Origin of the sequence: Nonomuraea sp. GTA35 (genome assembly GCF_041950525.1) — a bacterium.
Classification (GTDB): Bacteria; Actinomycetota; Actinomycetes; order Streptosporangiales; family Streptosporangiaceae; genus Nonomuraea.
Genome location: NZ_JBGNUV010000026.1, coordinates 1 through 26,142 on the forward strand (window position 1 = coordinate 1; position 26,142 = coordinate 26,142).

At 69.5% G+C, this 26,142-nt stretch carries 29 protein-coding genes, 2 tRNA genes and 1 pseudogene; 15 read left to right on the forward strand and 17 right to left on the reverse strand.

Annotated elements, in window-relative coordinates; translation table 11 throughout:
• The first annotated feature begins 130 nt into the window (after positions 1-130).
• On the forward strand, positions 131-415 hold the full coding sequence (locus tag ACBJ32_RS55955) for a tyrosine-type recombinase/integrase (protein WP_375133880.1): 285 nt from the start codon (positions 131-133) through the stop codon (positions 413-415).
• 81 nt (positions 416-496) lie between these two features.
• Here the strand turns inward: ACBJ32_RS55955 and ACBJ32_RS55960 are convergent.
• The 7 genes from ACBJ32_RS55960 to galU all read right to left on the reverse strand — a co-directional run bounded on the left by ACBJ32_RS55960 (position 497) and on the right by galU (position 5,342).
• Positions 497-570 (reverse strand) — tRNA-Ala (locus ACBJ32_RS55960).
• Between the two features lie 49 nt (positions 571-619).
• Positions 620-1,204 (reverse strand): hypothetical protein, encoded by a 585-nt coding sequence (locus ACBJ32_RS55965; protein WP_375133781.1) that lies wholly within the window; start codon positions 1,202-1,204, stop codon positions 620-622.
• Between the two features lie 124 nt (positions 1,205-1,328).
• Positions 1,329-1,973, reverse strand: a complete 645-nt coding sequence (locus ACBJ32_RS55970) for a GNAT family N-acetyltransferase (RefSeq protein WP_375133782.1) — start codon at positions 1,971-1,973, stop codon at positions 1,329-1,331.
• A 66-nt stretch (positions 1,974-2,039) separates the two neighbouring features.
• Positions 2,040-2,519 (reverse strand): MogA/MoaB family molybdenum cofactor biosynthesis protein, encoded by a 480-nt coding sequence (locus tag ACBJ32_RS55975; RefSeq protein ID WP_357886212.1) that lies wholly within the window; start codon positions 2,517-2,519, stop codon positions 2,040-2,042.
• Between the two features lie 273 nt (positions 2,520-2,792).
• The gene (gene moaC, locus ACBJ32_RS55980) at positions 2,793-3,269 is read right to left on the reverse strand and encodes a cyclic pyranopterin monophosphate synthase MoaC (protein WP_375133783.1); all 477 of its coding nucleotides are present in this window, start codon (positions 3,267-3,269) and stop codon (positions 2,793-2,795) included.
• Positions 3,266-4,453: a gephyrin-like molybdotransferase Glp gene (gene glp, locus ACBJ32_RS55985; RefSeq protein ID WP_375133784.1), complete on the reverse strand. Its 1,188-nt coding sequence runs from the start codon at positions 4,451-4,453 to the stop codon at positions 3,266-3,268. The genes moaC and glp overlap by 4 nt, the downstream gene beginning before the upstream one ends.
• Positions 4,440-5,342: a UTP--glucose-1-phosphate uridylyltransferase GalU gene (gene galU, locus ACBJ32_RS55990; RefSeq protein WP_357886015.1), complete on the reverse strand. Its 903-nt coding sequence runs from the start codon at positions 5,340-5,342 to the stop codon at positions 4,440-4,442. The genes glp and galU overlap by 14 nt, the downstream gene beginning before the upstream one ends.
• A 24-nt stretch (positions 5,343-5,366) precedes the next feature.
• On the opposite strand from galU, the gene ACBJ32_RS55995 reads away from it, so the two are divergent.
• From ACBJ32_RS55995 to ACBJ32_RS56005, 3 genes and pseudogenes are all read left to right on the forward strand, one after another.
• On the forward strand, positions 5,367-5,936 hold the full coding sequence (locus ACBJ32_RS55995; protein WP_357886017.1) for a 5-formyltetrahydrofolate cyclo-ligase: 570 nt from the start codon (positions 5,367-5,369) through the stop codon (positions 5,934-5,936).
• Between the two features lie 24 nt (positions 5,937-5,960).
• Positions 5,961-7,466: a potassium/proton antiporter gene (locus ACBJ32_RS56000; RefSeq protein WP_375133785.1), complete on the forward strand. Its 1,506-nt coding sequence runs from the start codon at positions 5,961-5,963 to the stop codon at positions 7,464-7,466.
• Between the two features lie 71 nt (positions 7,467-7,537).
• Positions 7,538-7,630, forward strand: a pseudogene (locus tag ACBJ32_RS56005) (FmdB family zinc ribbon protein); the annotation flags it as partial.
• 62 nt (positions 7,631-7,692) lie between these two features.
• On the opposite strand, the gene ACBJ32_RS56010 reads toward ACBJ32_RS56005, so the two are convergent.
• Positions 7,693-7,818, reverse strand: coding sequence for a hypothetical protein (locus tag ACBJ32_RS56010; RefSeq protein ID WP_375133882.1), 126 nt, complete (start codon positions 7,816-7,818; stop codon positions 7,693-7,695).
• Positions 7,819-8,411: 593 nt separating this feature from the next.
• Entirely contained in the window at positions 8,412-10,379 is a 1,968-nt protein-coding gene (locus ACBJ32_RS56015) for an MFS transporter (RefSeq protein ID WP_375133786.1), read from the reverse strand.
• A 140-nt stretch (positions 10,380-10,519) separates the two neighbouring features.
• Here ACBJ32_RS56015 and ACBJ32_RS56020 point away from each other — a divergent pair, with 140 nt between their 5' ends.
• The 3 genes from ACBJ32_RS56020 to mscL are packed head-to-tail and all read left to right on the forward strand — an operon-like array spanning position 10,520 to position 12,344.
• Entirely contained in the window at positions 10,520-11,326 is an 807-nt protein-coding gene (locus tag ACBJ32_RS56020; RefSeq protein WP_375133787.1) for an S-methyl-5'-thioadenosine phosphorylase, read from the forward strand.
• Positions 11,323-11,919 (forward strand): RcpC/CpaB family pilus assembly protein, encoded by a 597-nt coding sequence (locus tag ACBJ32_RS56025; RefSeq protein WP_375133788.1) that lies wholly within the window; start codon positions 11,323-11,325, stop codon positions 11,917-11,919. The genes ACBJ32_RS56020 and ACBJ32_RS56025 overlap by 4 nt, the downstream gene beginning before the upstream one ends.
• A gap of 23 nt (positions 11,920-11,942) precedes the next feature.
• A complete protein-coding gene (gene mscL, locus ACBJ32_RS56030) occupies positions 11,943-12,344 on the forward strand; it encodes a large conductance mechanosensitive channel protein MscL (RefSeq protein ID WP_357886028.1) in 402 nt (133 codons plus the stop codon).
• A gap of 11 nt (positions 12,345-12,355) precedes the next feature.
• On the opposite strand, the gene ACBJ32_RS56035 is transcribed toward mscL, so the two are convergent.
• Positions 12,356-13,453, reverse strand: coding sequence for a D-alanyl-D-alanine carboxypeptidase family protein (locus tag ACBJ32_RS56035; protein WP_357886030.1), 1,098 nt, complete (start codon positions 13,451-13,453; stop codon positions 12,356-12,358).
• A gap of 913 nt (positions 13,454-14,366) precedes the next feature.
• On the opposite strand from ACBJ32_RS56035, the gene ACBJ32_RS56040 reads away from it, so the two are divergent.
• Positions 14,367-14,442: transfer RNA gene (locus ACBJ32_RS56040), tRNA-Arg, on the forward strand.
• A gap of 143 nt (positions 14,443-14,585) precedes the next feature.
• Here the strand turns inward: ACBJ32_RS56040 and ACBJ32_RS56045 are convergent.
• Positions 14,586-14,798: a DUF397 domain-containing protein gene (locus tag ACBJ32_RS56045; protein ID WP_375133789.1), complete on the reverse strand. Its 213-nt coding sequence runs from the start codon at positions 14,796-14,798 to the stop codon at positions 14,586-14,588.
• Positions 14,788-15,642: a helix-turn-helix domain-containing protein gene (locus ACBJ32_RS56050; RefSeq protein ID WP_375133790.1), complete on the reverse strand. Its 855-nt coding sequence runs from the start codon at positions 15,640-15,642 to the stop codon at positions 14,788-14,790. The genes ACBJ32_RS56045 and ACBJ32_RS56050 overlap by 11 nt, the downstream gene beginning before the upstream one ends.
• Before the next feature lie 215 nt (positions 15,643-15,857).
• Between ACBJ32_RS56050 and ACBJ32_RS56055 the strand changes: the two genes are divergently transcribed.
• Positions 15,858-16,283 carry a hypothetical protein gene (locus ACBJ32_RS56055; RefSeq protein WP_375133791.1) on the forward strand — a complete coding sequence of 142 codons (426 nt, stop codon included), beginning with the start codon at positions 15,858-15,860 and terminating at the stop codon, positions 16,281-16,283.
• Positions 16,284-16,356: 73 nt separating this feature from the next.
• On the opposite strand, the gene ACBJ32_RS56060 is transcribed toward ACBJ32_RS56055, so the two are convergent.
• The gene (locus tag ACBJ32_RS56060; RefSeq protein ID WP_375133792.1) at positions 16,357-16,617 is read right to left on the reverse strand and encodes a hypothetical protein; all 261 of its coding nucleotides are present in this window, start codon (positions 16,615-16,617) and stop codon (positions 16,357-16,359) included.
• A gap of 118 nt (positions 16,618-16,735) precedes the next feature.
• Between ACBJ32_RS56060 and ACBJ32_RS56065 the strand changes: the two genes are divergently transcribed.
• The 4 genes from ACBJ32_RS56065 (at position 16,736) to ACBJ32_RS56080 (ending at position 18,487) form a co-directional block, all read left to right on the forward strand.
• The gene (locus tag ACBJ32_RS56065; protein WP_375133793.1) at positions 16,736-17,113 is read left to right on the forward strand and encodes a helix-turn-helix domain-containing protein; all 378 of its coding nucleotides are present in this window, start codon (positions 16,736-16,738) and stop codon (positions 17,111-17,113) included.
• Positions 17,114-17,182: 69 nt separating this feature from the next.
• Entirely contained in the window at positions 17,183-17,488 is a 306-nt protein-coding gene (locus ACBJ32_RS56070) for a hypothetical protein (protein WP_375133794.1), read from the forward strand.
• A gap of 79 nt (positions 17,489-17,567) precedes the next feature.
• Positions 17,568-17,975: a hypothetical protein gene (locus ACBJ32_RS56075; RefSeq protein WP_375133795.1), complete on the forward strand. Its 408-nt coding sequence runs from the start codon at positions 17,568-17,570 to the stop codon at positions 17,973-17,975.
• A gap of 44 nt (positions 17,976-18,019) precedes the next feature.
• Positions 18,020-18,487 carry a C40 family peptidase gene (locus ACBJ32_RS56080; protein WP_375133796.1) on the forward strand — a complete coding sequence of 156 codons (468 nt, stop codon included), beginning with the start codon at positions 18,020-18,022 and terminating at the stop codon, positions 18,485-18,487.
• 101 nt (positions 18,488-18,588) lie between these two features.
• Here ACBJ32_RS56080 and ACBJ32_RS56085 read toward each other — a convergent pair whose 3' ends face one another.
• The 4 genes from ACBJ32_RS56085 to ACBJ32_RS56100 all read right to left on the reverse strand — a co-directional run bounded on the left by ACBJ32_RS56085 (position 18,589) and on the right by ACBJ32_RS56100 (position 24,108).
• The gene (locus tag ACBJ32_RS56085; protein ID WP_375133797.1) at positions 18,589-19,014 is read right to left on the reverse strand and encodes a hypothetical protein; all 426 of its coding nucleotides are present in this window, start codon (positions 19,012-19,014) and stop codon (positions 18,589-18,591) included.
• Positions 19,015-19,283: 269 nt separating this feature from the next.
• Positions 19,284-21,521: a hypothetical protein gene (locus tag ACBJ32_RS56090; RefSeq protein ID WP_375133798.1), complete on the reverse strand. Its 2,238-nt coding sequence runs from the start codon at positions 21,519-21,521 to the stop codon at positions 19,284-19,286.
• 26 nt (positions 21,522-21,547) lie between these two features.
• Positions 21,548-23,020, reverse strand: coding sequence for a hypothetical protein (locus tag ACBJ32_RS56095; protein ID WP_375133799.1), 1,473 nt, complete (start codon positions 23,018-23,020; stop codon positions 21,548-21,550).
• Complete coding sequence (locus tag ACBJ32_RS56100) at positions 23,017-24,108, reverse strand: hypothetical protein (protein ID WP_375133800.1); 1,092 nt, start codon at positions 24,106-24,108, stop codon at positions 23,017-23,019. The genes ACBJ32_RS56095 and ACBJ32_RS56100 overlap by 4 nt, the downstream gene beginning before the upstream one ends.
• 365 nt (positions 24,109-24,473) lie before the next feature.
• Between ACBJ32_RS56100 and ACBJ32_RS56105 the strand changes: the two genes are divergently transcribed.
• Both ACBJ32_RS56105 and ACBJ32_RS56110 read left to right on the forward strand, forming a co-directional pair.
• The gene (locus ACBJ32_RS56105; RefSeq protein ID WP_375133801.1) at positions 24,474-24,782 is read left to right on the forward strand and encodes a hypothetical protein; all 309 of its coding nucleotides are present in this window, start codon (positions 24,474-24,476) and stop codon (positions 24,780-24,782) included.
• Between the two features lie 87 nt (positions 24,783-24,869).
• Positions 24,870-26,087 (forward strand): helix-turn-helix domain-containing protein, encoded by a 1,218-nt coding sequence (locus ACBJ32_RS56110; RefSeq protein WP_375133802.1) that lies wholly within the window; start codon positions 24,870-24,872, stop codon positions 26,085-26,087.
• Positions 26,088-26,142 lie beyond the last annotated feature (55 nt).

The window sequence follows — 26,142 nt, forward strand, 5'->3', positions numbered from 1 at the left end:
AGGGCTCGATGAACTCCCACTCCACATCCGTCAATTGCACTCGCGTCACGCAAAACGATCTACCGGATCGGACCCCGAAACGAGGGCGGATCCCGCAGATTGATCACAACCAAATACACGCCCTAGTCGCATTGGCACACCGCTTGACGCACACAACGTACGGCGAGAGTTCCGCAACGCCATCAGAGGCATCAAGGGCATCTACGCCGACGCGTGGACACCACGCGAGCTACGACACAGCTTCGTGTCGCTGCTCTCCGACGACGGCGGCCTATCCATAGACGAGATCGCAAAACTGTGCGGACACGCCAGTACAACCGTGACCGAGACTGTCTATCGACACCAGATCCGGCCGGTGATCCAAACCGGCGCGCTGGCCATGGACCGCATCTTCGACAACATCGACGACGCGTAGCCCGCCAACATGTCACTCAGTTTGTCACTCAGAAGATCAAAAAGGCCACTTCCGATCACTGGAAGTGGCCTTTGACCTGGGTGGAGATGAGGGGATTCGAACCCCTGACCCCTTCGATGCGAACGAAGTGCGCTACCGGACTGCGCTACATCCCCTAGGACTCGACCAGATTAGCAAACTTCCGAGAGTCCTCGCGCCACCCGTTCAGTCCCCCACCGCTCGCTTGGGCGGTTCGGCGTACTGGTCGAACAGAATGTCCGAGTGCATCGCCGTGAGGTCGATGATCTCCGCCTCCGCCTCCGCGGCGGCCCGCCGCTGCTCACGCAGCCGCCGGAGCCGCTCAGCACGCGCCAGAAGGGCGCGATCGCGGCGCTCCCTGTCCACCTGTACGGCGATGCGCAGGAACGCCATGTACGCCAGCATGATGACCACGGACGGCGCCACGCCCCACCATGGGATCACCTTCACCGCGGCGGTCACGACGGAGGCCAGCACCAGCAGGGCGGTGAAGAAGAGCAGGCGCCGGCGGCGGGCCACGATGATGGCGCGGCGCCGGAAGCGGAACTGGCGGACGTCGACCTTCTCGGCCTCCACCGGCGGCGTCTCGTCGTCCTCGTCGGAATCGGGCGGGGCCAGGTTGTCGAGGTCGGGGAGCTGGTGCTCGCCGGTGTAATACTCTTCGAGCTCGGCCAGCTCGGCGAGGTTCGCCTTGTCCTTGCGCAGCCACATCGGGATGAGGACGCATAGCCACATCACGACGATGGCCAGATAGAGGAGGACGCTGCTCACGACCACCTCCAGGCAGCATGAAGACGCGGATGTGTTCGTCGCGCCTTCAATATGCTCACGTCACGCACCGTAAGACCGCGTGTCACTGATTGACGAGCATTCGGTGCGGTGTGTCGCGAGATCGTCAAACCTCTTCGACGGGAGACCCACCGTGAGCGGCTGACTCACGCGCGCGACGCCACTGCACGAGCAGCCCGCCGGGAACATCCTCAACGGTCAGCGCGTAGCAAATGTGGTCGCGCCAGGCTCCGTCGATGTGAAGTTGGCGACGCCGAATGCCTTCTTCCCTGAATCCCAGCTTCTCAACCACTCTACGGCTGGCTTGGTTCTCGGGGCGGATGTTCGCTTCCAGCCGATGCAAACCGGTGGTGAAAAAGCAGTGGTCGACGGCCATGGCGAGCGCGGTGGGGATGATCCCCTTGCCGGCCAGCGCCCCGTCGACCCAGTAGCCGACCTGGGCAGAACGGGCAGAGCCCCACACGATGGCGCCCACGGTCAGTTGCCCCGCGAACCGGCCGTCGTACGTCACCACCCACGGCAGCGCCAGCCCCTGCCGTGCCTCGCGGCGCAGCGTGCCGACCATCGAGACATACGGCCCCAGCCCGGTCCTGAACAGCGGCGTCTCAGGGTTGCTGGGCTCCCACGGACGTAGCCAGTCGGCGTTGCGCAGCCGGGTCTCGCGCCACACGCGTACGTCGCTCAGCCGCAGCGGCCGGAGGCCCACCTGACCTTCGTTCAAGATCACCGGCCAGCCACGAAGTCGATCCACACCTCTTATCATCCCCCGATCGGGCACGATGTCGCCACGGCTCAAGGAGGGCGATCGGATTCGCCGTCAACGCGGGTGATCGCCTCCCCGCATTTGATCAACAGCGTGCCGCAGAATCGGAGCGAGCACGGCCACGCCATCACGCACACCTCCGGACGAACCGGGCAAATTAACGATCAAGGTTTTGCCCGCCTGTCCGGCCAGCCCGCGAGACAGCACGGAGGTCGGCACTTTTTCGCGATTTGCCAACCGGATGGCCTCCGCAATGCCGGGAATTTCCCGAGAAATTACCCGGGACGTCACCTCCGGCGTCAAATCCATCGGCGTCAGCCCTGTCCCGCCGGTGGTGACGATGACGTCGTAACCCTCCGCCACCCCGTCACGGAGCGCGCCCTCGACCGGTTCTCCGTCGGCCACCACCACGGGGCCGTCGACGACCTCGCACCCGGCCTCCCGCCGCAGCAGATCGGCGAGCAACGGCCCGGATTTATCCTCATAAATCCCCGCCGATGCCCGGTTGGACACCGTAATCACCAACGCCCGCATCACGCCCGGCTCCCGTCTGCCGCTCCAACCGCCCCGGTCAGGCCCTGACCTCCGCCCGCCGGCTCGATCTCCGTCCCATCATGCCCGACTGCCCGCCGGCGCCCGTACAGGCGCCGGCAGCGGCACTCCAGCCGTCAGCGGCCCCCAGCCGTGGTCGGTCGCGCCTATCAAGCCCGTCACAAGGACAGGTCACGCCCTTCCAGGCCATCAGCGCACCACCGCACCACGCACCGGGCTCCCGCCCGCCGTGACCCCTTGCCCGCCGTCAACCTCTCAGGCCTGATCGCGCGTCCACCGGCCGGTCTTCCCGCCCAGCTTCTCCTCGACCCGCACCTCAGTGATCACCGCACCCGGATCCACCGCCTTGACCATGTCGATCAGAGCCAGCGCCGCCACCGACACCGCGGTCAGGGCCTCCATCTCCACCCCGGTGCGGTCGGCCGTCTTGACCCGGCAGGTGATCCCCACACCCCAGTCCTCGACGTCGAGGGTCACCTTCACCCCGTGCAACGCGATGGGATGGCAGAGCGGGATCAGATCGGGCGTGCGTTTCGCCCCCATGATCCCCGCGATCCGCGCCACCCCCAGCGCGTCGCCCTTGGGCACCTCCCCCGACCGCAGCAACGCCACGGTCTCGGCCGACAGCAGCACCCGCCCGGTGGCCGTGGCGCTGCGGGCCGAGACGTCCTTGGCCGACACGTCGACCATGCGCGCCGCCCCGGTCTCGTCGATATGCGTCAGCTCGCTCAAAGCCGGACCACCTCCACAGAAGCCCCCGCCTCCACCTCGGTCACATCCTCCGGCACCACGATGAGCGCGTTCGCCGAGGCCAGCGCGGCGAGCTGGTGTGATCCCTGACCGTGCGCCGGCGATACCGTGCCGTCGGCCGCCAGCACCCCGCGCAGGTACGACCGCCGCCCGAACGGCGACCGCAACGGCCCGGTGGTCCGCGCGGTGACCGTCTCGGGCATCCCACTGGGCAGCCCGCGCATCTTGGCGAGCGCAGGCCGGACGAACAGCATGAACGAGACGAAGGACGACACCGGATTGCCAGGAAGCGCGAAGATCGGCACCTGGTCGTCCCCCAGGACGCCGAACCCCTGCGGCATCCCCGGCTGCATCGCCACCTTCTCGAACCGGACCGTGCCCAGCGGCGACAGCGCCTCCTTGACCGGCTCGTACGCGCCCATCGACACCCCGCCGCTGGTGATGATCGCGTCGGCGCGCACCAGGTGCGTGTCCAGCCGGTCGAGCAACATGCCCGGATCGTCCCCGACGGACCCGGCGCGGAAGCCCTCGGCTCCCACCTCCCGCACGGCCGCCGTCAGGGTGTAGCTGTTGGAATCCCAAATCTGGCCGGGCTGGAGGGTGCCGCCCGGCTCGACCAGCTCGGCGCCGGTGGAGATCACGACGACCCTGGGCCGCGGCCGCGCCCAGACGCGCCGCCGCCCCACCCCGGCGATGATCCCGAGCTGCGCGGGCCCGATCACGGTGCCCGCCTTCAGCACGACCTCGCCGGTCTGCACGTCCTCCCCGGCCCGCCTGATCGCGTTGCCGGCCTCGGCGCGGCGATCGATGCGTACGGAGACGGTGCCGCCGTCGGTCCACTCGACCGGTACCACGGCATCGGCCCCGGCGGGCAGGGGAGCGCCGGTCATGATGCGTACGGCGTGCCCCGGCCCCACGGCCCGCAGCTCCAGCGACCCTGCCGCCACGTCGTCGATCACCGGCAAGGTGGCCGGGATCTCCGACAAGTCCTCGACCCGGACCGCGTACCCGTCCATGGCCGAGTTGTCGAACGGCGGCAACGGCACCGGTGAGGACACGTCCTCGGCCAGCGTCGTCCCCAGAGTCTGCTCCAGCTCCAGCTCAAGGGGGGCCAGCGGACGTACAGTGGCCAGGATCTCGGCCAGATGCGCGTCAACTGATTTCATCAAGGAACTCCCGCAGCCACGGCACGAACTCCGGCGCCAGATCCTGGCGGTCCGCCGCGAACTTCACCACGGTCCGCAGATAGTCCAGCTTGTCGCCCGTGTCGTAGCGCCGTCCCCTGAACAGCACGCCGTGCACCGGCCCGCCCTCCTCGGAGCCGCGCGAGGCGAGCGTCCGCAGCGCGTCGGTGAGCTGGATCTCCCCGCCACGCCCCGGCGGGGTCTTCTCCAGCACCTCGAAGACCGCCGGATCGATCACGTAACGCCCGATGATCGCCCAGTTGGACGGCGCCTCGTCGGCCGGCGGCTTCTCCACGAGGTCCGTCACGCGGACGACGTCCTCCTCGGAGGTCGCCTCGATGGTCGCCACGCCGTACAGCGAGACCTGCTCCTTGGGCACCTCCATCAGCGCGATCACGCTCCCCCCGAACGTGTCACGCACCTCGATCATGCGCCGCAGCAGGTGGTCGCGGTGGTCGATCAGGTCGTCACCGAGCAGGCAGGCGAACGGGTGATCACCGACGTGATGCTTGGCACAGAGCACCGCGTGGCCGAGCCCCTTCGGCTCGCCCTGCCGTACGTAATGCAGGGTCGCCAGCGAGGCGGGCTCGCGAACCTGGGACAGCCGGTGCTCGTCGCCCTTGGCCTCGAGGGCCTCTTCCAGCTCGAACGCCCGGTCGAAATGGTCCTCGATCGAGCGTTTGTTCTTGCCGGTGACCATGAGGACGTCGAGGAGCCCAGCGGAGGCGGCCTCCTCGACGACATACTGGATCGCGGGCTTGTCGACGATGGGCAACATCTCCTTGGGTGTCGCCTTGGTCGCCGGGAGGAACCGGGTGCCCAGACCCGCGGCGGGCACGACGGCTTTCGTCACAGGGTCGAAGTCAGCCATGAGTAGACCCTAGTGGAGGGACCTGTGGACAAGCTGAACCTGCGCCGCGAGCTGAGCGCGGCGCGTACCTCCCTCTCCCCCGAGCAACTGCGTGCAAACGCCATCAAGGTCCGCGAAACCCTGCTCGAACAACCCTGGGTCCAGATGGCCGGGCTGGTGGCCTGCTACTGGTCAACGGGGTCGGAGCCGGAGACGCACGGGCTCGTGTTCGCTCTCTGGAAACATGGAGCCACCGTTATCCTCCCGGTCCTGCGTGACGACAACGACCTGGATTGGGCGGTGTACGACGGCCCGGACACGCTCGCCCCCGGCCGTTTCGGGATCATGGAACCGGTGGACACGCGCCGCGGCGTGGACGCCGTGCGCACGGCCGCGCTCGTGATCGTGCCCGCCCTGGCGGTGGACCGGCGGACGGGGATCCGCCTGGGGCGCGGCGGCGGCTCCTACGACCGCGCCCTTGCCCGCGTCGGCCCGAACGTCCCCACCGTGGCGTTGCTGCACGACGGCGAACTGATCGACGACGTCCCGTCGGAACCCCATGACCGCGCGGTCCGCTATGCCATGACGCCTGCCGGACTCACTAGGCTGATGTGAACGCAGGTACGAGAGAGGAGCCAGATGACGCTTGATCTCTGGCTCCTCGTCGGTGCCGCGATCGTCATCGCGGCCATCGCGTCCGTACGGCTCGCGCATCGCACCGGCCTGCCCAGCCTGCTGATCTTTCTCGGCTTCGGGCTGGCGCTGGGGCCTTCGGGGTTCGGGATCCCGTTCGAGAGCCCGCAGCTCGCCCAGCAGATCGGCCTGTCGGCGCTCGCGGTGATCCTCGCCGAGGGCGGTCTGACCACGAACTGGTCCCATGTGCGGCGTTCCGTCCCCTTGGCCCTGGTGATGGCGACCGTCGGCGTGACGGTCAGCATCGTCGTGGTGGCGCTGCTCGTCCAGGGAATCCTCGGCATCGACGGCACCACCGCGCTGATCTTCGGCGCGGTGCTGGCCTCCACCGACGCCGCGGCAGTCTTCTCCGTGCTGCGCAGGCTGCCGCTGCCGCCGCGCCTGGCGGGGGTGCTGGAAGCGGAGTCCGGCTTCAACGACGCCCCGACGGTCATCGCCGTGGTGCTGCTCAGCGGCGCGTCCCACTCCCAGGCGACGCTGGGAACGTTCCTCCTGGAGACGTCCGTCGAGCTGATCATCGGCGCGGCCGTCGGCCTCGCCATCGGCCCCACGGGTGCGTACGCCCTGCGCCGCGTCGCCCTGCCCGCCTCCGGCCTGTACCCGATCGCCGTGCTGGCGCTCACCTTCGTCTCGTACGGCGGCGCGGTGCTGCTGCACGGCTCCGGCTTCCTGGCCGTCTACCTGACGGCGCTCGTCCTGGGCAACTCCCGCCTCCCCCACAGGGCCGCGACCAGGGGTTTCGCGGAGGGCGCCGCGTGGCTGGCGCAGATCGGCCTGTTCGTCATGCTCGGCATGCTGGCCGACGTGGACGAGATGCCGTCGGCCATCATCCCGGGTCTGATCACCGGCACGATCCTGGTCCTCCTCGCCCGCCCGCTCTCGGTCGTGGTCAGCTCGGCGCTGGCCTGGGCCCTGCGCCTGGGCTGGGTGAACTGGCGCGACCAGGCGTTCCTGTCGTGGGCGGGGCTGCGCGGCGCGATCCCGATCGTGCTCGCGACCATCCCCTGGGCGGCCGGCGTCGAGGGCTCCAAACACCTCTTCAACCAGGTCTTCGTGATCGTCATCGTGTTCACCCTGCTCCAGGGGCCGACGCTGCCGTTCATGGCGCGCGTGCTCGGGGTGTCCGCGCCCGGCGAGGCCCACGACCTCTCCGTGGAATCGGCTCCGCTGGAGGAGCTCAAGGCCGATCTGCTGCAGGTCAAGGTGCCGCAGGGCTCCCTGCTGCACGGCGTGGAGATCTTCGAGCTCCGCCTGCCCGCCGGCGCCCAGGTCACCCTCGTCGTACGCGACGGCAAATCCTTCGTGCCCGCCTCCACCACCCGCATCCGGGCGGACGACCAGCTTCTCGTGGTCACCACCGCCTCCTGCCGTGAGCAGGTCGAACGCCGCCTGCGCGCGGTCAGCCGCAGCGGGAAGCTGGCCGGATGGTACGGAGAGCGGGGGTTGGAATAGGTGTTTGACCCTATCGGTTACCATTAGCAGTCGCATCGCTCGAGTGCTAGAGCTTGTTTAAGGAGGAGCGCGTGCCGACGTATCAGTACGCCTGCAACGACTGCGGTGACCAGCTCGAAGTCGTCCAGAAGTTCACCGACGATGCGTTGACGGTCTGCCCGAACTGCCAGGGCAACCTGCGGAAGGTGTTCTCCGCGGTCGGCATCGTGTTCAAGGGCTCTGGCTTCTACAAGACCGACAACCGTTCGTCGTCCTCGACCTCGTCGTCCTCGACCGCGTCTTCGTCTTCGTCTTCGTCGAAGTCGGGGGAGAGCAAGTCGTCGGACTCGAGCTCGTCGTCCAGCTCGACCACGACGCCCGCTCCGGCCGCCGCGTCCAGCTGAAGCGCGCGGCTTCCGCGAGACGCGGAGCCGTGCCTCATACGGCGTGCCGCTGCCCTCCTGGGCATGCGGCACCCAACCAGCACGTACGGCGTGCCGCTGCCCCCTGGTGTGCGGCACCCATCCAGCACATGCGGCGTGCTGCGGTTCACGCTGCTCACCCACAAGAACGTGCGGTGATGTGTGCTCGGCTTTCGACGCCCGAGCAGCACGTGGGCGTGCTGTCGTTCGCGGCACCCGCCCAGGAACGTCCCGGCCCCCGGCGGAAGCAGGTCGCGGCACACAGCGCTCAGCCCACACCGCCGCCGGCCCGGCAGCGCAAGCACACGCACCCACGCCACCGCCGGCCCCGCCGTACAAGCACACACACCCACACCGCCGCCGGCCCCGCAACACAAGCGCACGCACCCCACACCACCTACGACGCCACACCGCGACATGCGATGGCGCGCACCCACCTGAGGCGCTCGCGCGGTCCAACACCCACCCGACCACGCGCCCCTCCAGGCCCGCACCCCACGGCACCTGCGGGTCCCTGCTCATCCCCATCAGAGGACCTGCACCCCTAGGGAGGCCGATCGGCCGGCGCACCGAGCAACTCCGGCGCGATCCGGTCGACGAGCCGTTCGAGCTGCGGATCCGGCCCCCAATCGGCCACCAGCCGCCTGAGCCCCTCGCATGCACACCGCAGGAGCCGTACGGCAGCCTCCTCCCCCTCCTTCGTGAGCCGCAACGCGTCCCCATCGTCCGACCGCCGTACCAGCCCCACCGCCACGAGCTGATCAACGTACGGCCGCCCGTACTCCCTGCTCACTCGGGCCCGCTCGGCCAGTTCGTCAGCCCTCACCCACCCCTCGCCGCCCAGCCTGGCGAGCACCCACACCCCCTGCGGCGAGATCCCGTCCAACCCGGCCGACGCCCCGAGCCGGTCGTAATAGCCGCGCCGTAGATCCGCATCGGCCAGCCGTACCAGCCCTCGCTCGACCTCGGCCAGCGACGACCGCTCCGCGGACGTGGCTCCCAGCCCCTCGCCCAGGTCCGCCGCCTTCGTCGTCTCCCTGAGCCGCGCCTGCGGTATGAACCAGCTGAGCAGGAACGCCCCGCACATCACGGGTGCCGCCACCCGGAAGACCGCCGCGATCGCATCCGCGTACACATGCAGAAATCCCTGCGCCAGCCCCCGCGGCAGCCGCTGAATGACGGTCGGATCCTCCTGGATCCTCCCGGGATCGAACCCAGGCGGCAGCCGCACGCCACGCAGCGCCTCCCGCAGGTCGTCGTTCAAGGTGGCCGAGAACACCGACCCCAAGGTCGCCACCCCGAACGACCCTCCGATCGACCGGAAGAACGTGGCCCCGGACGTGGCCACGCCGAGATCCTTGAAGTCGACCGCGTTCTGCACCACGATCACCAGCACCTGCATGGTCATCCCCAGCCCCACCCCGAGGACCAGCAGATAGACCCCCATCGCGAGCAGGCTGCTCCCCTCCGTCAGCGTCGCGAGCAGGAACATCCCCACGGTCGCCACAGCCGTCCCCGTGATGGGCAGGAAGCGATATTTCCCGGTCTTCGAGATGATCTGCCCGCTCACGATCGACATGGTGAGCATGCCGGCCATCATCGGCAGCAGGTACACCCCCGACAAGGTCGGGCCGACCCCATGCACCACCTGCAGGAACAGCGGCAGGTACGTGAGCGCCCCGAACATCCCGAAACCCACCACGAACCCGACCACCGACGACATCGCGAACGCCCTCACCCGGAACAACCCGAGCGGCAGCACCGGCTCGGCCACCCGACGTTCGACGAGCACCCATCCGGCCAGCAGGGCCACCGCCGCCCCCGCCAGCCCCAGGATGAGCGGATCGCTCCACGCGTACGTCGTGCCGCCCCAGGTCGTCATCAGCACCAGGCACGAGGTCGCCGCGCCGAGCAGCACCACACCCGCGTAGTCGATCGTGTGCTTGGTACGCGTGTCGTCCCCCGGCAGCACCGCGACGATCACGCACAACGCCACCGCCCCCAGCGGCAGGTTGACGTAGAACACCCAGTGCCACGACAAATGGTCGACGAACACCCCGCCGAGCAGCGGCCCCACGATGCTGGAGACGGCGAAGACCGCCCCGAAGAAGCCTTGGTACCTCCCCCTCTCCCGCGCGGAGACGACATCCCCCACGATCGCCTGGGCCAGCACCATCAGCCCGCCCCCGCCAAGCCCCTGAACGGCGCGGAAGGCGATGAGCTCCCCCATGTTCCGACTCAGCCCGCAAAGCGCCGACCCCGCCAGGAAGATGCAGATGGCTCCGATGAACAGCCTCTTGCGCCCGTACTGATCGCCGAGCTTCCCCCAGAGCGGCGTGGAGACGGTCGAGGCCAGCAGGTAACCCGTCACGACCCACGACAGGCGCTCCAGCCCGCCGAGGTCGCTCACGATCGTCGGCAGGGCCGTGGACACGATCGTCTGATCGAGCGCCGCCAGCAGCATGCCGAGCATGAGCGCGAGGATGATGAGCCCGAGCCCCTGTTGCCGCATGCGGCGATCCTACTCTTCGTACTGGTGTACCCACTCTCTGCAATCAGGTTGTCCACAGCCCACCACCGCCCGGCCGGGTTATCCACAGAACGCCGTTCGCGTTCGCCTCACCCACCACCGCTCCGGCTACTCTCTGCGCCATGGTCACTCGCGCAGATATCGGCGTCATCGGCGGTTCAGGCTTTTACTCCCTGCTCGACGACGCAGAGGAGATCGAGCTCGCCACTCCCTACGGCCCCCCGAGCGATGTCGTCACGGTCGGACGCATCGGCTCGCGTTCCGTGGCGTTCATCCCCAGACACGGGCGAGATCACCGCTTCCCGCCGCACCGCATCCCCTATCGCGCCAACCTTTGGGCCCTGCGCTCGCTCGGCGTGCGCCAGGTGCTCGCACCCAGCGCCGTAGGTTCGCTGAGAGCCGAGTACGGCCCCGGCGCCATCGTCATCCCCGACCAACTCGTGGACCGCACCTCCGGACGCGCCCAGACCTACTACGACATCGACGGCGCGGTCCATGTCTCCTTCGCCGACCCGTACTGCCCGACGGGCCGCTCCACGGCCGTGGCGACAGCCCGCGCCGGCGGCTGGGAAACGGTGGACGGCGGCACCTTGGTGGTCATCGAGGGCCCGCGCTTCTCGACACGGGCGGAATCGCAGTGGTTCGCGGGCAACGGCTGGTCCATCGTGGGCATGACCGGCTTCCCCGAGGCGCTCCTGGCCCGCGAGCTGGCGCTCTGCTACACGTCCGTCTCCCTCGTGACCGACCATGACGCCGGCGTGGAAGCCGGTCAGGGCGTGACCCACGACGAGGTGCTGGAGTTCTTCGCCCAGAACGTCACCCGCATGCGCACCCTGGTGTCAGAGGCCGTCCAGTCCCTCCCGGAAGATCGCACCTGCCCCTGCGGCTCGGCCCTGGACGGCATCAAGCTCCCCTTCGAGTTGCCATGATCCGGACCTGGCTCTCACGCCACGGCCGTCGCCGCCGCCTCCTAGCGGCGGCGCTCGCCGCCGTCTCCGTCATCGCGGCCTTCATCGCCACCCGCCCCGCCGGCTCCGCCCCCACGGTTCTGGTGGCCTCCCGCGACCTGTCCCCCGGCCCGCTCAACCCGGCCGACTTCCGCCCGGCGGCCCTCACCCCTCCACCCGCGGGAGCAGTACGCACGATCCCGGCAGGCCAGACCCTGGCCACCCCCATGCGCAGGGGCGAGCCCCTCACCGACGTCCGCCTCCTCGCTTCCTACCGCCTCCCACCCGGCCTGGTCGCCACCCCCGTGCGCATCGCCGACGCCGCCGCGGCGGCCCTGATCTCCCCCGGCTCCACGATCACCCTCCTGGCCGCCTACGACCAGGGCGCCCCGGCCCGCCAGCTCGCCCAGGACACCACGGTCCTGTCGATCCCGAAACCACCATCACAGACGACCCACGACACAGACGACGGCACCTTGATCGTCCTGGCCACGACCCCCACGCAAGCAGCAGACCTGGCCACCGCCCAAGCCCACGCCCGCCTCTCGCTGACCATCAGAACTAACTTACAGTAATCATTCGGCTACGATTCCTTGTCATGAGTGGATTCAAGAAGTTCCTCATGCAGGGGAACGTCATCGACCTGGCCGTGGCAGTGGTCATCGGGGCGGCCTTCAACGCGATCGTGCAGTCGTTCGTGGCCGACCTGCTCACTCCGCTGATCTCCGCGTTCGGCGGCCTGCCCGATTTCTCCTCGCTCAAGGTGACGATCGGCCAGTCCAACTTCATGTACGGCAACCTCATCAACGCGATCGTCTCGTTCCTGATGGTCGCCGCGGTGATCTATTTCCTGGTGGTGAAGCCGTACACGCACTACCAGGAGCGCACCGCCGCCAAGATCGAGGCGAAGACCCGCGACTGCCCCGAATGCCTGTCGGAGATCCCCAAGCCCGCCTCCCGCTGCGCCTTCTGCAGCGCGGACGTGGAGCCGCTGATCTAAAGGGGAATGCCTCAGAGAAGCTTGTCGATCTTAGGGTCGTACTCCCAGTGCCACGGCTCGAACGGGCTGCTGTAGGCCCAGGAGGGGTGGAACCACCCGTACCTCTTGGAGTTCTTCTCCATCCACACGAACTCCGCGGACCCGGCCCTCTCCACTCCACCACACAGGTCCACAGCCAGCCCGAGCCCGTGGTTGCTCCGCCCCGGCACCGCCGCGAACCCCGGCCGCCGATAGTAGATCGACTGCTGCTCGGCCAGGCTCCGGTACGCGTCGGTCACGCACATGGGCTTCCCGAACCGCTGCCGATAAGCCTCGTTGAGGCTGACGAAGGCGATCGTGGCATCGGCCCTGAGACTGAACCCCTTCTGCTGCAACGGACAGAGCATGCCCTTGGGAATCAGCCCGTTGGGATACTGATCGGCCGTAGCCGCCCGAAGCGGATTGCACCCGAGCGCCGCCCGCCCCACCTTGTCAATCTTGATCCCCAGCTTCACCAGCGCCGCAGTCAGCGACTTAACAATCTTGTCCGACCGCTGCCGCAGGGTCTCGACCTCGACGGCCAGCTGCGCCTCGGCCAGCAAGTTCCCGGCCCGCAGCTCCTGCGCCTCACCGGCCAGCCGCTCGGTCTCCTTGTACAAGGCGCTCGTCTGCTCGACAGCCTGCTGCCGCACGGCCACAATTTGGTTAGCATCCATCAGCGCGCGCAGCGTCTTCTCATCCGCGCTCCCGGACAGATACGGCAGGATGCCCCCGGCCATGAACGGCTGTTGATACAGCAGCTCGGCCATCTGGGAGACAGGCTGCCGCATCACGGCCAGCCGCCGTTCTAGCTCCTGCAGGGAGGTGAGCTTGCTCTTGAGCTCCTTCTCGGACGCCGCGATCTCGGCCCGCCGCTTCTCCAGCGCCTTGGTGGCGTCCTCGAGCTCCTTGGCCGACCGCTCGGCCTCTTTGCGCAGCTCAGTCAGGTTGGACGGATCCCGCTGCACGGCTCCCTGCTGGGCCTGCTGAACCCGTACCTGAGCCTGCGCCGGCACGCCTTCCAAGGGCACGAGCAGAGAAGCCACCGCCATGACGACCGCGATCAGACCCGCTGATCGAGGGGCTGGCACGTTCGACTCCTCCGTTTGCAATCTCGTTACCCTGGTCAGGCACGCACGTTACTACAGCCCCCCGAGTGCCCGGACCGAACTCCGAAGAGCTGTTATGAGACAAATAACCCACTTTGCGCAGCGAGCCACGCCCCGTACCCACCAAAACGCCCTCACCCAGCACCCCCGCCGAGCTCACCCTCCAGAGCAGCAGCACAGCGCAAGCCCCTGACCCCGCGCCGACCACCATCCCCACGACCGGCAGCGCACCCACACAAACAACCCACACAGGTCAGTACGCCCCACCGCTCACCATCGGTTCAAATCCCAGGCAACCAGCTGTCAACAGCCGCCTCCTGCTCCCGATCCCGGCACAACTCCCACAGCCAGGTATCGACCCACTCCCCTGGACACCCACCCTGCGTCCGCACCGGCGCCGGCGTAACAGGCTCCTCCTCGACAGCCTTCGGAACCCTCTCCTCAACCCCCGCCCTCGGCACCCGCTCAGGCACCTCACGCACAGGCGAAGGCATCGCAGCCGCATACCGCCGCTCAGGCCGAGCAGGCGCCGGCACCAACACCGGCTCGAACGCCAGCCCCACCGCCCCATCCCCACCGTTACCAGTGCTGGGACCAGTACCGGTACCGGCGCTCGCGACGCCCTCCTCCAGCCCGCGCATCTCCCCCGCCAGCAACCCTCCCGCAAGAATCGCCGGCGCCAGCAACGCCCCAAACAGCACAACGGGCCGCCGACGGGCCTGCGCGCATCGCCTCCTGGTCACAGCCCCAGACGGTATCCGGGCACGATGAGCAAGAATCTGATCACTTGTCATGCCTTTACCGCAGCTCAGAGCAGCCATAACCAAGCCCGGGAAACTGACGGCGGGCCCACGTCGCACACAGTGCCAAACTTTCGCTAGGCTTACGGGAGTCCGCCTCCGTAGCTCAGGGGATAGAGCACCGCTCTCCTAAAGCGGGTGCCGCAGGTTCGAATCCTGCCGGGGGCACCATAGTTTGACCTGGGAAAACACGCCCCGGTAGGGCTTTTGGATCTACCGGGTGACAGCACAAATTGACAGCACAGAGCATGCATGAAAGCGGCGGCGGGCGCAGATCTTGATCGCCCGCCGCCGCTTTCATGCTGTCGACTCCGTTACGCTCCGATATCCCTCGGAAGATCGAAGTCCCCCAGCGGGACCCCTCCGAGGAACGCTCTCCACTCGCGCACCGTGAAGGTCAGCACCGGGCCGGCCCCACGTGCCTTGCTGTCGCGCACCTCGATGGAGCCCCCGGCCAATCTCGCCTCCACGCAGCCTCCTCCGGTACTACCGGACAAGCTGCTCTTCCTCCATCGATCAGTCAGCATCCCGTTCAAGCTCCCTTGCGATCTGGCCGAGAATCTCCAGAGAATCTTCGGCGGTCAGGGCGGATGCCGACAAGCAGTGGAAACGCCGTTCGTAGCCCCGGACGAGAGCGACCTCATCGGTCACGATCTCTTGTGGTGCTCCTTCCACGAATACGCTCACAGGGTCCTGCGCCAGGGACAACAGAACGAACGCTCCGCTCATGCCGGGGTGAGCACCTACCCGGCGCGGCAGAACCCGGAGCGTGACGTTCGGCCACTGTGCGACCTCCACCAGGTGAGTCATCTGAGCCGCCATCACCCGGGCACCGCCCACCGGCACGCGCAGCGCGTCCTCGGCCAGGACCACAGACAGCACCAGTGGATCACCACCGGCCAGCAGCCGCTGCCGCGCCATCCGCGCCCGAACCCGCAGATCCACCTCCGAACCGGTGGCCTCGGGCAGCGAGGCCACCATCAACGCCCTGGCGTACGCCTCCGTCTGCAAAAGACCCTCGACGAGCTGCGGCTGCCAGGACCGCACCAGTTCGGCCTCGGTCTCCAAGGCGACGTACTCACCCAGCACTCTGCGATAGGGAGCCCACCACGGCCGGGCCGCCGCCTGAGCCGCCAGCGCCATGCACGTGCGCCGCACCTCGTCCGACGCGCCGAACAGATCAAGGCTGGCGGCCACGTCCGCCGGCGAGGGCCGGGTCTGGCCGGCCTCGATACGGCCGACCTTGGCCGTGCTCCAGCCGAGGCACCGGCCGGTCTGGGCGAGCGTGATCTGCTCGCGAGTGCGCAAGTCGCGCAGGATGCGGCCCAGGCGCCGCAGGCGCAGTGGGGGGCTGATGCGTTGGGCGTCCACATAACGAGAATCTCGCTTTGTAAGACCTGCCACCGGCAGTTCGAGAAAGATTCGCGATTTTGTCAAGACGGCCGATTGGCCGTCCAGCGGGAACTCCCACCTGTAAGGCCAGCCCGCCTGAACCAAGGCGAATGTGACGACAACCGGACCTTTCCGTGACGACCGCAATACGCTGAGCTATCCAGACGTGGCCGCCCCCACCCCAGGAGTAACCCATGCGTCCCGCCGCCTTCGCCCTGGCCGCCATGCTCCTCGCCGCCGGATGCGGCATCACCACGGCGAACACGCCCACGAATACAGGCACCAGCAGGTCCGCCGCGCCGCCCGCCGACGGCGGCAGCTACACCTCACCCCGCGACGTCGTCACAAAACTCAGGGCTGCCGGCATCGCCTGCGACGACTACAAGCCGATTGCACGCGCCATCGGCGCTAAGGACCGGGGATCCTGCCAGCAGGGCGATCTCGTGGTGTCGATCTACGAGCGTGAGGGTGACGTCCAGGCTCAAGTTGAGTTCGAGGAGTCTCTCGGGATCGGCGTCTTGCTGCTGACCGGCCGCAACTGGACCATCAACCACGACGACCGCGTCACCCTGAACACGGCCCGGTCCGTCCTCGGCGGCACCCTGGTCAGCAAGCCTTAGCACGCCCGTCCGCCTCGTCGTCTTCGGCGTCGTACGGTACGCGGCAGAGCAGCTGCGCCGGTCGGTGGAGATGTCACTCGTCCGCCACTGACCGGTTCTGCCCTGCTCTCTTCGCCGCGCGGGCGACGCGTACGGCCTCGCGAATCTCGGGGTTGAGCGCCTGGCGGATCGCCTCGCGGCTCATCCCGGTGATGCGCACCAGGTCGGCCTGGCGCCGGCCGGAGGCGATGGCGGCGCGTAGGCGTTCGTCGCGGCGCTGCATGGCCTTGTCGAGGTCGTCGTCGTAGTCGGCGATGATCTGGCGGATCTCGCTGTCGCTCATGGGCTCAGGCATCCCTCAATGCTGCCAGGCATGTTGGGCCGAGTCCAGTTGGCCCAACACGCTTGACATGCCTAACTTGTTGGGCCTAACGTGATGGGCATAGCAAGAGCGCACCACCCCAGGGGGAACGATGGAGATCCAGGTCAGCACCCGCGAGGCCGCCAGCGCACTCAGCGTCTCCGTCCGGACCGTCCAGCGGCGGGCCCAGCAGGGCAAGCTCAACGCCGCCAAGGTCAGCGGCCGGTGGATCATCACCCTCGCCGCTCCCTCCCTGGGCGGCTTCAAGCCCGCTGCGATCGACAAGGCCCGCGCCCTCATCGAGGACGGCGGCATCGTCCGCAGGTCGCGGCCCGGCATGTTCAGCGCCGTCAGCTCGGACGGCTCCACCACCTACCTGGTGCACGCCTCCGGCTGCACCTGCCCGGCCGGACTGCGCGGCAAGTACGCCTGCTACCACCGGGCCGCCGTCGCCATCCTCACCGCCACCGTGTCCGCCCAGGCCGCCTGAGCCACCAACCCGGCCCCGGTGCCCCTGGACCGACCGACACCCACATCACGATCAGAACGGGGAACCCACATGGGAACCAACTGGACCGCGCTCGCCCGCATCACCGCGCTGGCCGCGCTCGTCCTCGGCCTCGCCGCCCTCACCGCGTGCAAGCCCACCGCGCAGACACCCGCTCACCCGAACGTCACGGGCACCGTGGACACCTCCCGCACCTGGCAGACCGGCCCCGAGGGCAGGACGACCCGCCACTACGAGCTCACCGTGAAGCACGACGGCAAGACGACCAAGGTCACGGTCACCAAGGCCATCTACGACGCGTGCAAGGCCAAGGGCTCCAAACTGCCGAACTGCCTATCGGTCTACGACGACTTCTAGCCGAGCATCGGCGCGGCGGTCCCCCCTCGTCCGGGCCCGCCGCGCCCTGGCCCAGCCCACCCACTTCAAGGAGCCTTCGATGACCCGACCCAACATCGGCCCCCTCCCACTACACCCAACCGTCCGCCTCACCCACCTGACACGCGCCCACACCGCGGCCCTGGTAACTGCCGCGGCCGAGGCCGGGGAGCGGGTGTTCGCCGACGGCGGCCGATGGGCCGTCACCGCCCCCGAGTGCAGCTACATCGGCGGCCACCTCACCACCGCGAACTTCGTGTTCGGCGAGGCGTGGGAGTCGCCGGTGCAGTGGCTCGACCGCCACATCGACCGCTACCCGGCCGGCACCAGGGTCGGTCGGCTGCTGCGGACCGTCCGTCAGCGGCTGCTCGACCACCACGCCGGCCGCGTCGTCTCGTGGCGCGGCGGCCCTCGGCTCGACCCGGCGGCCGAGGACGGTTATCAGGCCGAGCAGGCCGACTACGAGTAGACGGAGGAGCCGATCATGGACATCGCCAGCAGACGGAGGGCCGGGTGAGCGGCCGCACCGCGCGCCTGGTCGCGGCTACCGTGACCACCCTCAGCGGACTCTGCCTCGCCCACCCGGCCCAAGCCCACAACCGCGCAGCCACCGCCCAGCAGATGCGGGCCATCGTTGCCGTCCGGGTGGCCACCGCACAGGTCGGCGACCCGTACCGGTTCGGAGCCACCGGCCCCGGCTCGTTCGACTGCAGCGGTCTCGCCCAGTACGCCTGGCGCCGCGCCGGCGTACGCATCCCCCGCACCACCTTCCAGCAGTACGCGCTCATCCGCCGCAGGGTCTCCTGGCACGGGCTCCGCCCCGGGGACCTGATCTACTTCTACGGCCGGGGCCACGTCGGTATCTACATCGGCCGGGGCCGGATGGTCCATGCGCCCCGCACCGGCGGCCGGGTCCGCGTCGACCAGCTCGCCTCATGGTGGCGGCGCACGTTCACCGGCGCGCTCCGCCCCGGCGCCTAAGCGGCGGGCGCCCAGCCCCTCACACGTCGAAGACCCCCACGGGCAGCCCGGGGGGTCTTCTGCATCGCTCCCGATGTGGCGGCCCGGACCGCCGCGCCTGGTTACCCGCCGGGCTGCCGGTCGATTTCTTTGCCGGCAGTCCGCACCACGTCGAAGGCCCACTTCTCCGAGGCGTCGTACGCGTCCATCACGATCGCGGTGTCCACCGTGTTGCCCGCGCGCATGGCGAGCATCGTCGACCGGACCGCGCGCTGGAACTTCTCGCGCCCGGTCATCTCCTCCTGCTCCTCCAGGGTGGGGACCTCGGGCAGGTCGACAGTGGCAGCCAGATGGCGGGCGTACCAGTGGAGTTGATCGACGGCGAATAGCAGGGCGCTCACATCGTTCGGAGTGCCGTACTTCTCCAGATGCTCGGCGGCGCGGTCCCGCATGGCCTTGATGATCCTGCGGGTGGTGAGGTCGTCGGGCAAGCGACCGTAGTCTGCTTCGCTGGCCGTTCCGATCAGCTCGTTGGCATTGTTGATCACTGGGTGTTCTCCCGTCTGTGCTACCCCGTCGCTGTCCTCACTCGTACACCCGCCGGCGATCCTGTGCGAGGCGTTCTCTGCTGCCTGTGGGGGTCTTCGTCGTGTGGGGGTTCGGACCCCCTCAGAGGCCCCTCAGAGGGGGTTCGCGCGACCCCCCACAACCCCCACACGGGTTCGTTTCTCCTGGTGAGGGGCCGTGGTACTCCCACGCCCCCCACAGGGCCGTCTGTGGGGGTGCCACAGGGCTTCCGTGGGGGTCGTGGGGAGGGTCAGGCGGCCGTCCAGGCGGCCACTTCCGGGGGGACCTCCAGCTCGCCGGCGCGGACCGCCGACGCGGCGTCGACGAGGGCCTGGCGCTCGTAGCCCCGGCGCCGGACACCGCCTCGCTCGAACGCGTTGGGCAGCGTGGCGACGCCGAGCGCGCCCAGGAGCGCGGCCAGCTCGTGCTCGCTCATGCCAAGCTGCTCGGCCAAGCGGACGCTGTGCATCCGGCCGCCGTCCCAGCGCAGCTGCAGCGCGCGCTCCAGGAGTTCGGGGACAGGGTGGCCGCCGTCGCTGATCTCGGTCACATGCTCCGCACGCACCATGGCGGGCCGCGCCTCGGCCCGCGCGGCCGGAGCGGCCGGGGTGGGACGGGTGGCCGGGCGGCGGCGGTCGAGGTCGCCCCACCCCGAGGTGATCCCTTCCGACGGCAGCAGCCGCAGGTGCGAGCGGCGCGCGACCGTGCCGGGCGCGCGCCGGATCGGCAGCCGCGCGGCAGTCTCCTCCTGGCCGTCCTCGGGGTCGTTGCCCGCCGGGTACCAGGGCGAGGCGCCCTCGAAGCCCGGCAGCACGACCGGCTCCGGCGGCGTCATGGTGGCCTGCTGCGCCGGGGTGGCGTACAGGTAGCGCATCCGCTCGTACCGGCTGGCGTACGCCTCGCCGGCGGCCTCGACCGCCGCGGCGTCGAGGTCGGGCCGGTGCTCGGCGATCGCCACCGCCGCGGCGTCGATGTCGGACGGTTTCATGAAGAAGGCCTTGAAGGGTCTCGGCCCGCCGGGCCCGGCCGCCAGGAAGCCTGAGCCCTGCTCAGGGGCGTCCTGGGGGGTGATGCCTTTGCGGTAGCCGAACAGGTAGTCCAGCTCCGACTGGTCGAACACCCGCATCGTGGCCCGCGTGCTGCACTGCTTGAGGATCTCCGTGGACAGCGTGTTCGACGTCGAACGCAGCACGCTGAGCACGGCGTTGCACGCCTCGTTGCCGCCGATGTCCACGAGCGTCTCCAGCAGCCGGCGGATCTGCCGGACGACCGGGTCGGTGACCTTCTGGCCGAGGACTTCCTTGCCCTCATCCAGGATCAGCAGGATCGCCGGCAGGTCCCTGGAGACGGGCAGCAGCTGCACGTCCGCCTCTGCCTTCAGGTCGGTCGTGGTGGACTTGCGGTCCTTGGCGATGGCGACCAGGGCGTGCGCCATCAGCAGGGCCTCCTCGGGGCAGGACGCGGCCCAGTCGATCGTCGGCCTACGAGTGCGGCCCTGCAACCAGGGGCGCAGCCACGCCCTGCTGACGCCGCCGCCGTTGAGGTCCATGTGAAAGACGATCGTGTCGTCCAGCGCGCCGGCGTCGGCGGTGATGTCGTGCAGCGTGCCGGTCTTCCCGCTGCGCTTCTGCCCGGCCACGACCATCGTGCTCTCACGCAGCGCCACGGTGGTGGTCTTGCCGTCGCGGTGCTGGCCCAGCCGGATCGCGTCCGGGTCGGAGATGCTGCCGCCGAGCCGAATGCCGGGATGGGGGATGGTCTCGGCCAGGCCGTTGACGGTGGCCACGTGCATCCACAGCGTGCCCCGGCGCGGGCCGGGCATGAACTCCACCCCGCACCCGTGGTCCAGGCCGTTGTCCTCGGCCAGACCCACCGCGGCCTGAACCAGCCGCGTCGTGGTCGACGCGCCGAGCGGCTGCTGCAACAGCATGCTGAACCCGTAGCGGTTCGACCACTCCCGGAACTCGAGGATCTGGACGCGGATCTTCGCGACCCGGCGGATACGTGCCACCCATTCCTCGGCCTGGGCGACGTGCCGGCGGACGACGACGCTCTTACCGATGGGCCGGTCACGGTCGAGTGAGCCAGTGACGCTCGGCCGCGGCTTGGGCGGCCGATTGGCGATCGGGGCGAACACGGCCGCGCCCAGCAGGCCCAAGCCGAGTGCGCCCATCGTGGCACCGTTCCAGATCCCGGACGCGAGCCCCCAGGTCAGCCAGGATCCGGCGCCGATGGCGCAGCCCATCCGGTACCACAGCGGCGCCGGGCCGAGGTCGCGGTGGACGGCCAGGGTGCCCACCGTGGCGATGGTGCCGGCGCCGACCGCCCACAGTGGGTCGACGCCGATCTCGTGCCCGATCGTCGCGGCCACGGCGAGGGCCAGGCCGCTGAGCCCGGCGGCGCTCCACGGCCCTCGCGGCTGCAGTCTCCAGTCGGCTCTCGGCTGGGTGTCCTGTGGCTTTCTGACCTGTGGCTTTCTGGATTTCACGTCCGTATCCCCCTAGACCACGTGGGTCAGCGGTTGTTCCACTTGTACTCGTTGACCCGCGGCTGCAACTGCAGCTCGATGTCGTGCTCGTGGGAGCCCTCGAAGATGACGAGGGCCTCGTCGGCGGCCTCGACGGCGGCGCCGAACGCGTCGTACACCCGCTGCAGCGCCTCGGCGGCATCGGCGTTGAGCGGGTAGTCAGCAGCCAGGCGCTCGGTCCAGATGCGCACCGCCGTGCCGGCGGCCAGTGGGAGCTCGCGGAGCATCTGCATGTGGCCGCGGACGTCCATCATGTGGTCGCTCTCATACTCGGCTGCGATGGTGGGCAGCTCGGTAGCGTGTGTGACCAGGGCAAACTCACTCATGCTTCGTCCTGTCGTGGTCGTGGCCGCCGCGGTGGCGGCCGTGCTGGATGTGGTACCTGCGTTGGGCAGCTCGACGGTGGCCTCGTCGTCCTCGCTGCGACCGTCGCTGGCGTGCTCGGCGTCCTCGTCGCTGGCCTTCCGGCGTCGCCACCAGGACCAGACCGCGGCGACTAACCCGCCGGTCAGCCGCTCGTCCCAGCGGGCCAGGCGCGTCAGCAGGGCACGCGGCCAGCCTGCGGACGCGATGCGGGCCCAGACGCGGCTGAGCCGCCCGCCGGTGACCCTGTCGGCCTGCCGCCCGGCCCGTCTCAGGCCGCGGCCGATCACCGAGCCCGCGCGCCTGGCCGCCCGGCCGACGGGGCTCAACAGCGAGCCGACGCGCCGTCCGGCGGCCCTGGCACCACGGGCCACCGCAGCCGCGGACCGGCGCACAGGGCCACGGTGAGCAGCCCGATCCCGTCTGTCGCGTCCTCCGGCGTGCTCGCGTCCTGAGCGGTGAGTCAGCCGGCGAGCGGCGGCGGCGATGGCGCGACCGGCCCGCCCGGCCCAGCCACGCTTGTCCTTGCTTGCGGTGTGACCGCCTGCGCGGCCGCCGGCCGCGCCGGGGGCGCGCGGCCGGCCTCCCGGCATCAGGCGGCCGAGAGCGGACCGGAGCCCGCCCCGACCCCCGCCGGCGCCGCCACCGCGAGGAGCTCGCGCCGCCGCCGACGTCCCGCGCGGGCCGGACGCCGGCCAGGAGCGGCGGGAGCCGGAGCCGGAGCCGCGCCGGCGCAGCGCCCGCCAGATGAACGGCGCAGCCACGACCAGCACGGCGAGCGCGACGAGCGCGCCCAGCACGATCAACACCAGCGTCCAGCCGCCCAGCCGGTACAGCAACCAGCCGCCGAGCACCAGGACCAGGACGGCGCCCGCGGCCAGCTGCCCAACAGGCGTGCCAAGGTCGACCGGCGCCGCATCGTCGTCACCCGGCGATTCCTTGGGAGCCGGTGCGGGCGACTGCGGGGTCCGGTCCGGCGGCTCGTCCGCCTCTCCGAGGCTGTCACGCAGCGTGACCGGCTGCGTGTCTGGCTCGTCGTGTGCCAGGAACGGCTCGTCGTGAGCCAGTGGTGGCTCGTCGGGTGCCGGCGCAGTCATGTGCCACCTGCCGCGTGGGCGTTGGCCGCGTACTGGGGTCGGAGCTGCACCACTCGCCGGGGCGCGTCAGGCTCCTCCGGGATGTCCACGGTGGCGCGCGGTGGCTCAGCCTCCGGCTCGTCCTGGCGCGTGCGTGCCAGGACCTCGCTGGCGCGTGCCACGCTGAGCCGGAACTGGCTCGCGAGGTCCTCGTCGGTCAGCGGCTGCCCGCCGGCGGCGAGGTAGTTCTGGTATCGGTCGGAGACGACCTCGACGACGATCTCTGCGGCGCGGCGGCGGCCGACGCCGAACACGTCCGCCAGGGCGCGCTCGCTGGTCGGCTCACGCCGGTCGAGGCTCGCGGCGTACTCGCGGGCGGCACGCTCCTCGGGGGAGAGCTCCGGCCGTGGCTCGTCGTGTGCCGCCGGTGGCTCGTCCTGTGCCAGCGGTGGCACAGGCTCCGCGGGCGGTGGCACGGCCTGTGCCAGCGCGGCCGGGACGGCAGCGACGGCGACCTGCGCGGGAGGTTGCGCCAGGGCGGGGGCGGCGGTGGGCTCGACCGTCACCGTCGGCGGGGTGTCCGGCAGGGTGGCGGGTGCGGCCGGCTCGGCGTGGGCGTCGAGCGCCGCGGGGAACAGGTGCCGGAAGACGTGCATCAGGATGTGGCTGCCGAAGGCGATGGCGCCCACGAGCTGGCCCGCGATCAGGCCGACGACCTGCCCGTCCAGGGGCTTGATGAGGCGGGCGTTGTCACCGTCGCCGGTCATGAGGAAGGTTCCGGAGCCGTGCAGGTGGTTCACCACATAGGACGTGCCGGTGAACAGCACGACCACGAAGAGGCAGTACGCGCGGGGCCAGAACTTGTGCCGCAGGACGACCGCGCCGACGAGCGCGAGGACGATCAGACCGTCTGGGGCGAAGGGGTAGAGGAACGCTCCCCAGTTGTCGAAGTGTGCCGCCCGGGCGCCGTCGGAATGGGCGGTCCACGAGCCGCGGAAGGCCACGCCGATGACGGCGGCGAGGAGGACGGCGAGCGTGACGGCCAGGCGGCGCGCGGCGCGCGGCGGCGCTGGCGCGGCCTGTGCCACCTGCGGGGCCGGTTGTGCCACGGCCGGCGCGGAGTGTGCCACGGGTGGCGCGCTCTGTGCCACGGCTGGCACAGCGTGTGCCACGGGTGGCGCGGGCGGCTGGTGCCGGCGGGGCCGGGCGGGCCCGTCGACGTGGTGCACGAGCCTGGCCGCAGCCGTGATGCGGTGTCCGATCCGGCTGAGGAGGCCGGGCCGTGCCACCGGTGGCACGGCCTCGGGTCGGTGTGGTTCGGGGCGAGCCACGTCTGGCTCGCCGTGTGCCACCTCTGGCATGTCCCCTCCATCGCTTGCGATCACTGTGTCTACACCATACGTTCGCTGTGTCTACAGTCGCAACGCGAAGGGGTGGAATTGTGGCCACGAGGAAGACCACGTACGGTGATCGCGTGCCCGAAACAACAGGTCGACACGTGCGCGTCGCCACCACCGACTGGACGGACTTCGGCACGTCCGCGTCGGCCCAGGGCACTGACCGCACCAAGCTGATCAACGAGTTCATCGCCTGGTATCTAGGACGCCCGGGAGCCCGGCTCCCCGAACGGCCGGGCAGCCACCCCGAGCCGGAAGCCGGTCAGCTCGTCCGCGTCGCCCAGGAGATCTGGTTGGCCCTCGCGCCGGACGCCAAGACGCCGGCCGACCGCCAGGCGTTGATTAACGACGTGCTGGCCTGGTATCTGCGCAGACCCAAGGCCTGATCAGCTGAACATCTGCGGATGTTCAGAGACAGCAAAAGCCCCGCACCGTAGCCTGAAGGTGCGACCCTTTCAGGAGGTGCAGGGCTGATGTACGACGAGATTACCATCGGGGCCCGCCTGAGGACCCTCAGGCGCTGGCGCGGCATGACGCTCGCCGAGCTGGCCGGCCTGGCCGGAGTGAGCACGTCCTTCCTGTCGATGGCCGAACGCGGACAGCGCGCACTGGACCGCCGCTCCTACATCACCGCACTGGCCTCCGCGCTGCGGATCTCCGAGACGGACATCGTCGGCGGCCCGCACCTGTCGGCCGACCCCGTGCAGGCAGGCCCACACGCGGCCATCCCCGCGATGCGTGTCGCCCTCCAGACCAACACCCTCGCCCAGGCCGCGCATGACGAAGCTCGTCCACTCGATGAGCTTGTTGCGGCCACCCTCGAGTTGCAAGAGGTATTCGACCGCTGTGACTACGTCGAGCTCGGCCAGCGGCTGCCCGCGGTCCTCGACGAGCTGCACGTCCACGCGGCCACGCCTTCGGATGAGCAGGCACAGAAGGTGGCCTTGGCCACGCTGATCGAAGCCTGCAATTTCGCTACGTTCCGGATGAAGGACCTCGGGTACACCGATCTCGCCTACCAGGCCGCCGCCCGCGCCGAGGAAGCGGCTCGGCTCTTGGGCGACCCTGTCGCGATCGGCAAGGCGGCCTACTACCGCATCCAGACCATGCCCCGCGAGGGCAGTTGGAGCCGTACTTTGCTGGCCGCCGAGCGCGCGGCCAACACCCTCCAGCCGGACGCAGCCGACCCGGCGGGCATCATGGTGCTCGGCATGCTCACGCTGACGGCCAGCCTCAGCGCGGCGGTCGAGCACCGGTTCGACACCTCGCGGGCGTGGATGGAGGAGGCGCGTGCCCTGGCGGCACGGATCCCTGACGACCCCACCGGCAACTGGTCGAGCTTCTCGACCACCAATGTCAACGTCTGGCGCGTCGCCATCGCGGTCGAATCCGGCGAGCTCGGCGGCGCCGTCCTGGAGAAGGCTCAGGCCGTCAACCAGACCGCCCTCAAGCCGATACGGTCGCGGTACGCCTCGTATCTCGTTGACGTGGGTCGGGGCCTCGCGCGAGATCCCAAGACCACAGCGAACGCGCTCCCGTGGCTGCTCCAGGCCGAGAACGTGGCGCCGCAGCGCATCAGGAACAATGCGGCGGTCCGAGAGACCGTGGCTGTCATGATGGAGCAGGCCCGCGCGGCTGCGCTCACCCGGGAGCTGCGCGGGATAGCTGCCCGCATGGGAATGCCCCACTAACTCGTGTGACGCATTTCACAGCTGTGAAAACGTGTAGCCACGTACGACTTACGGT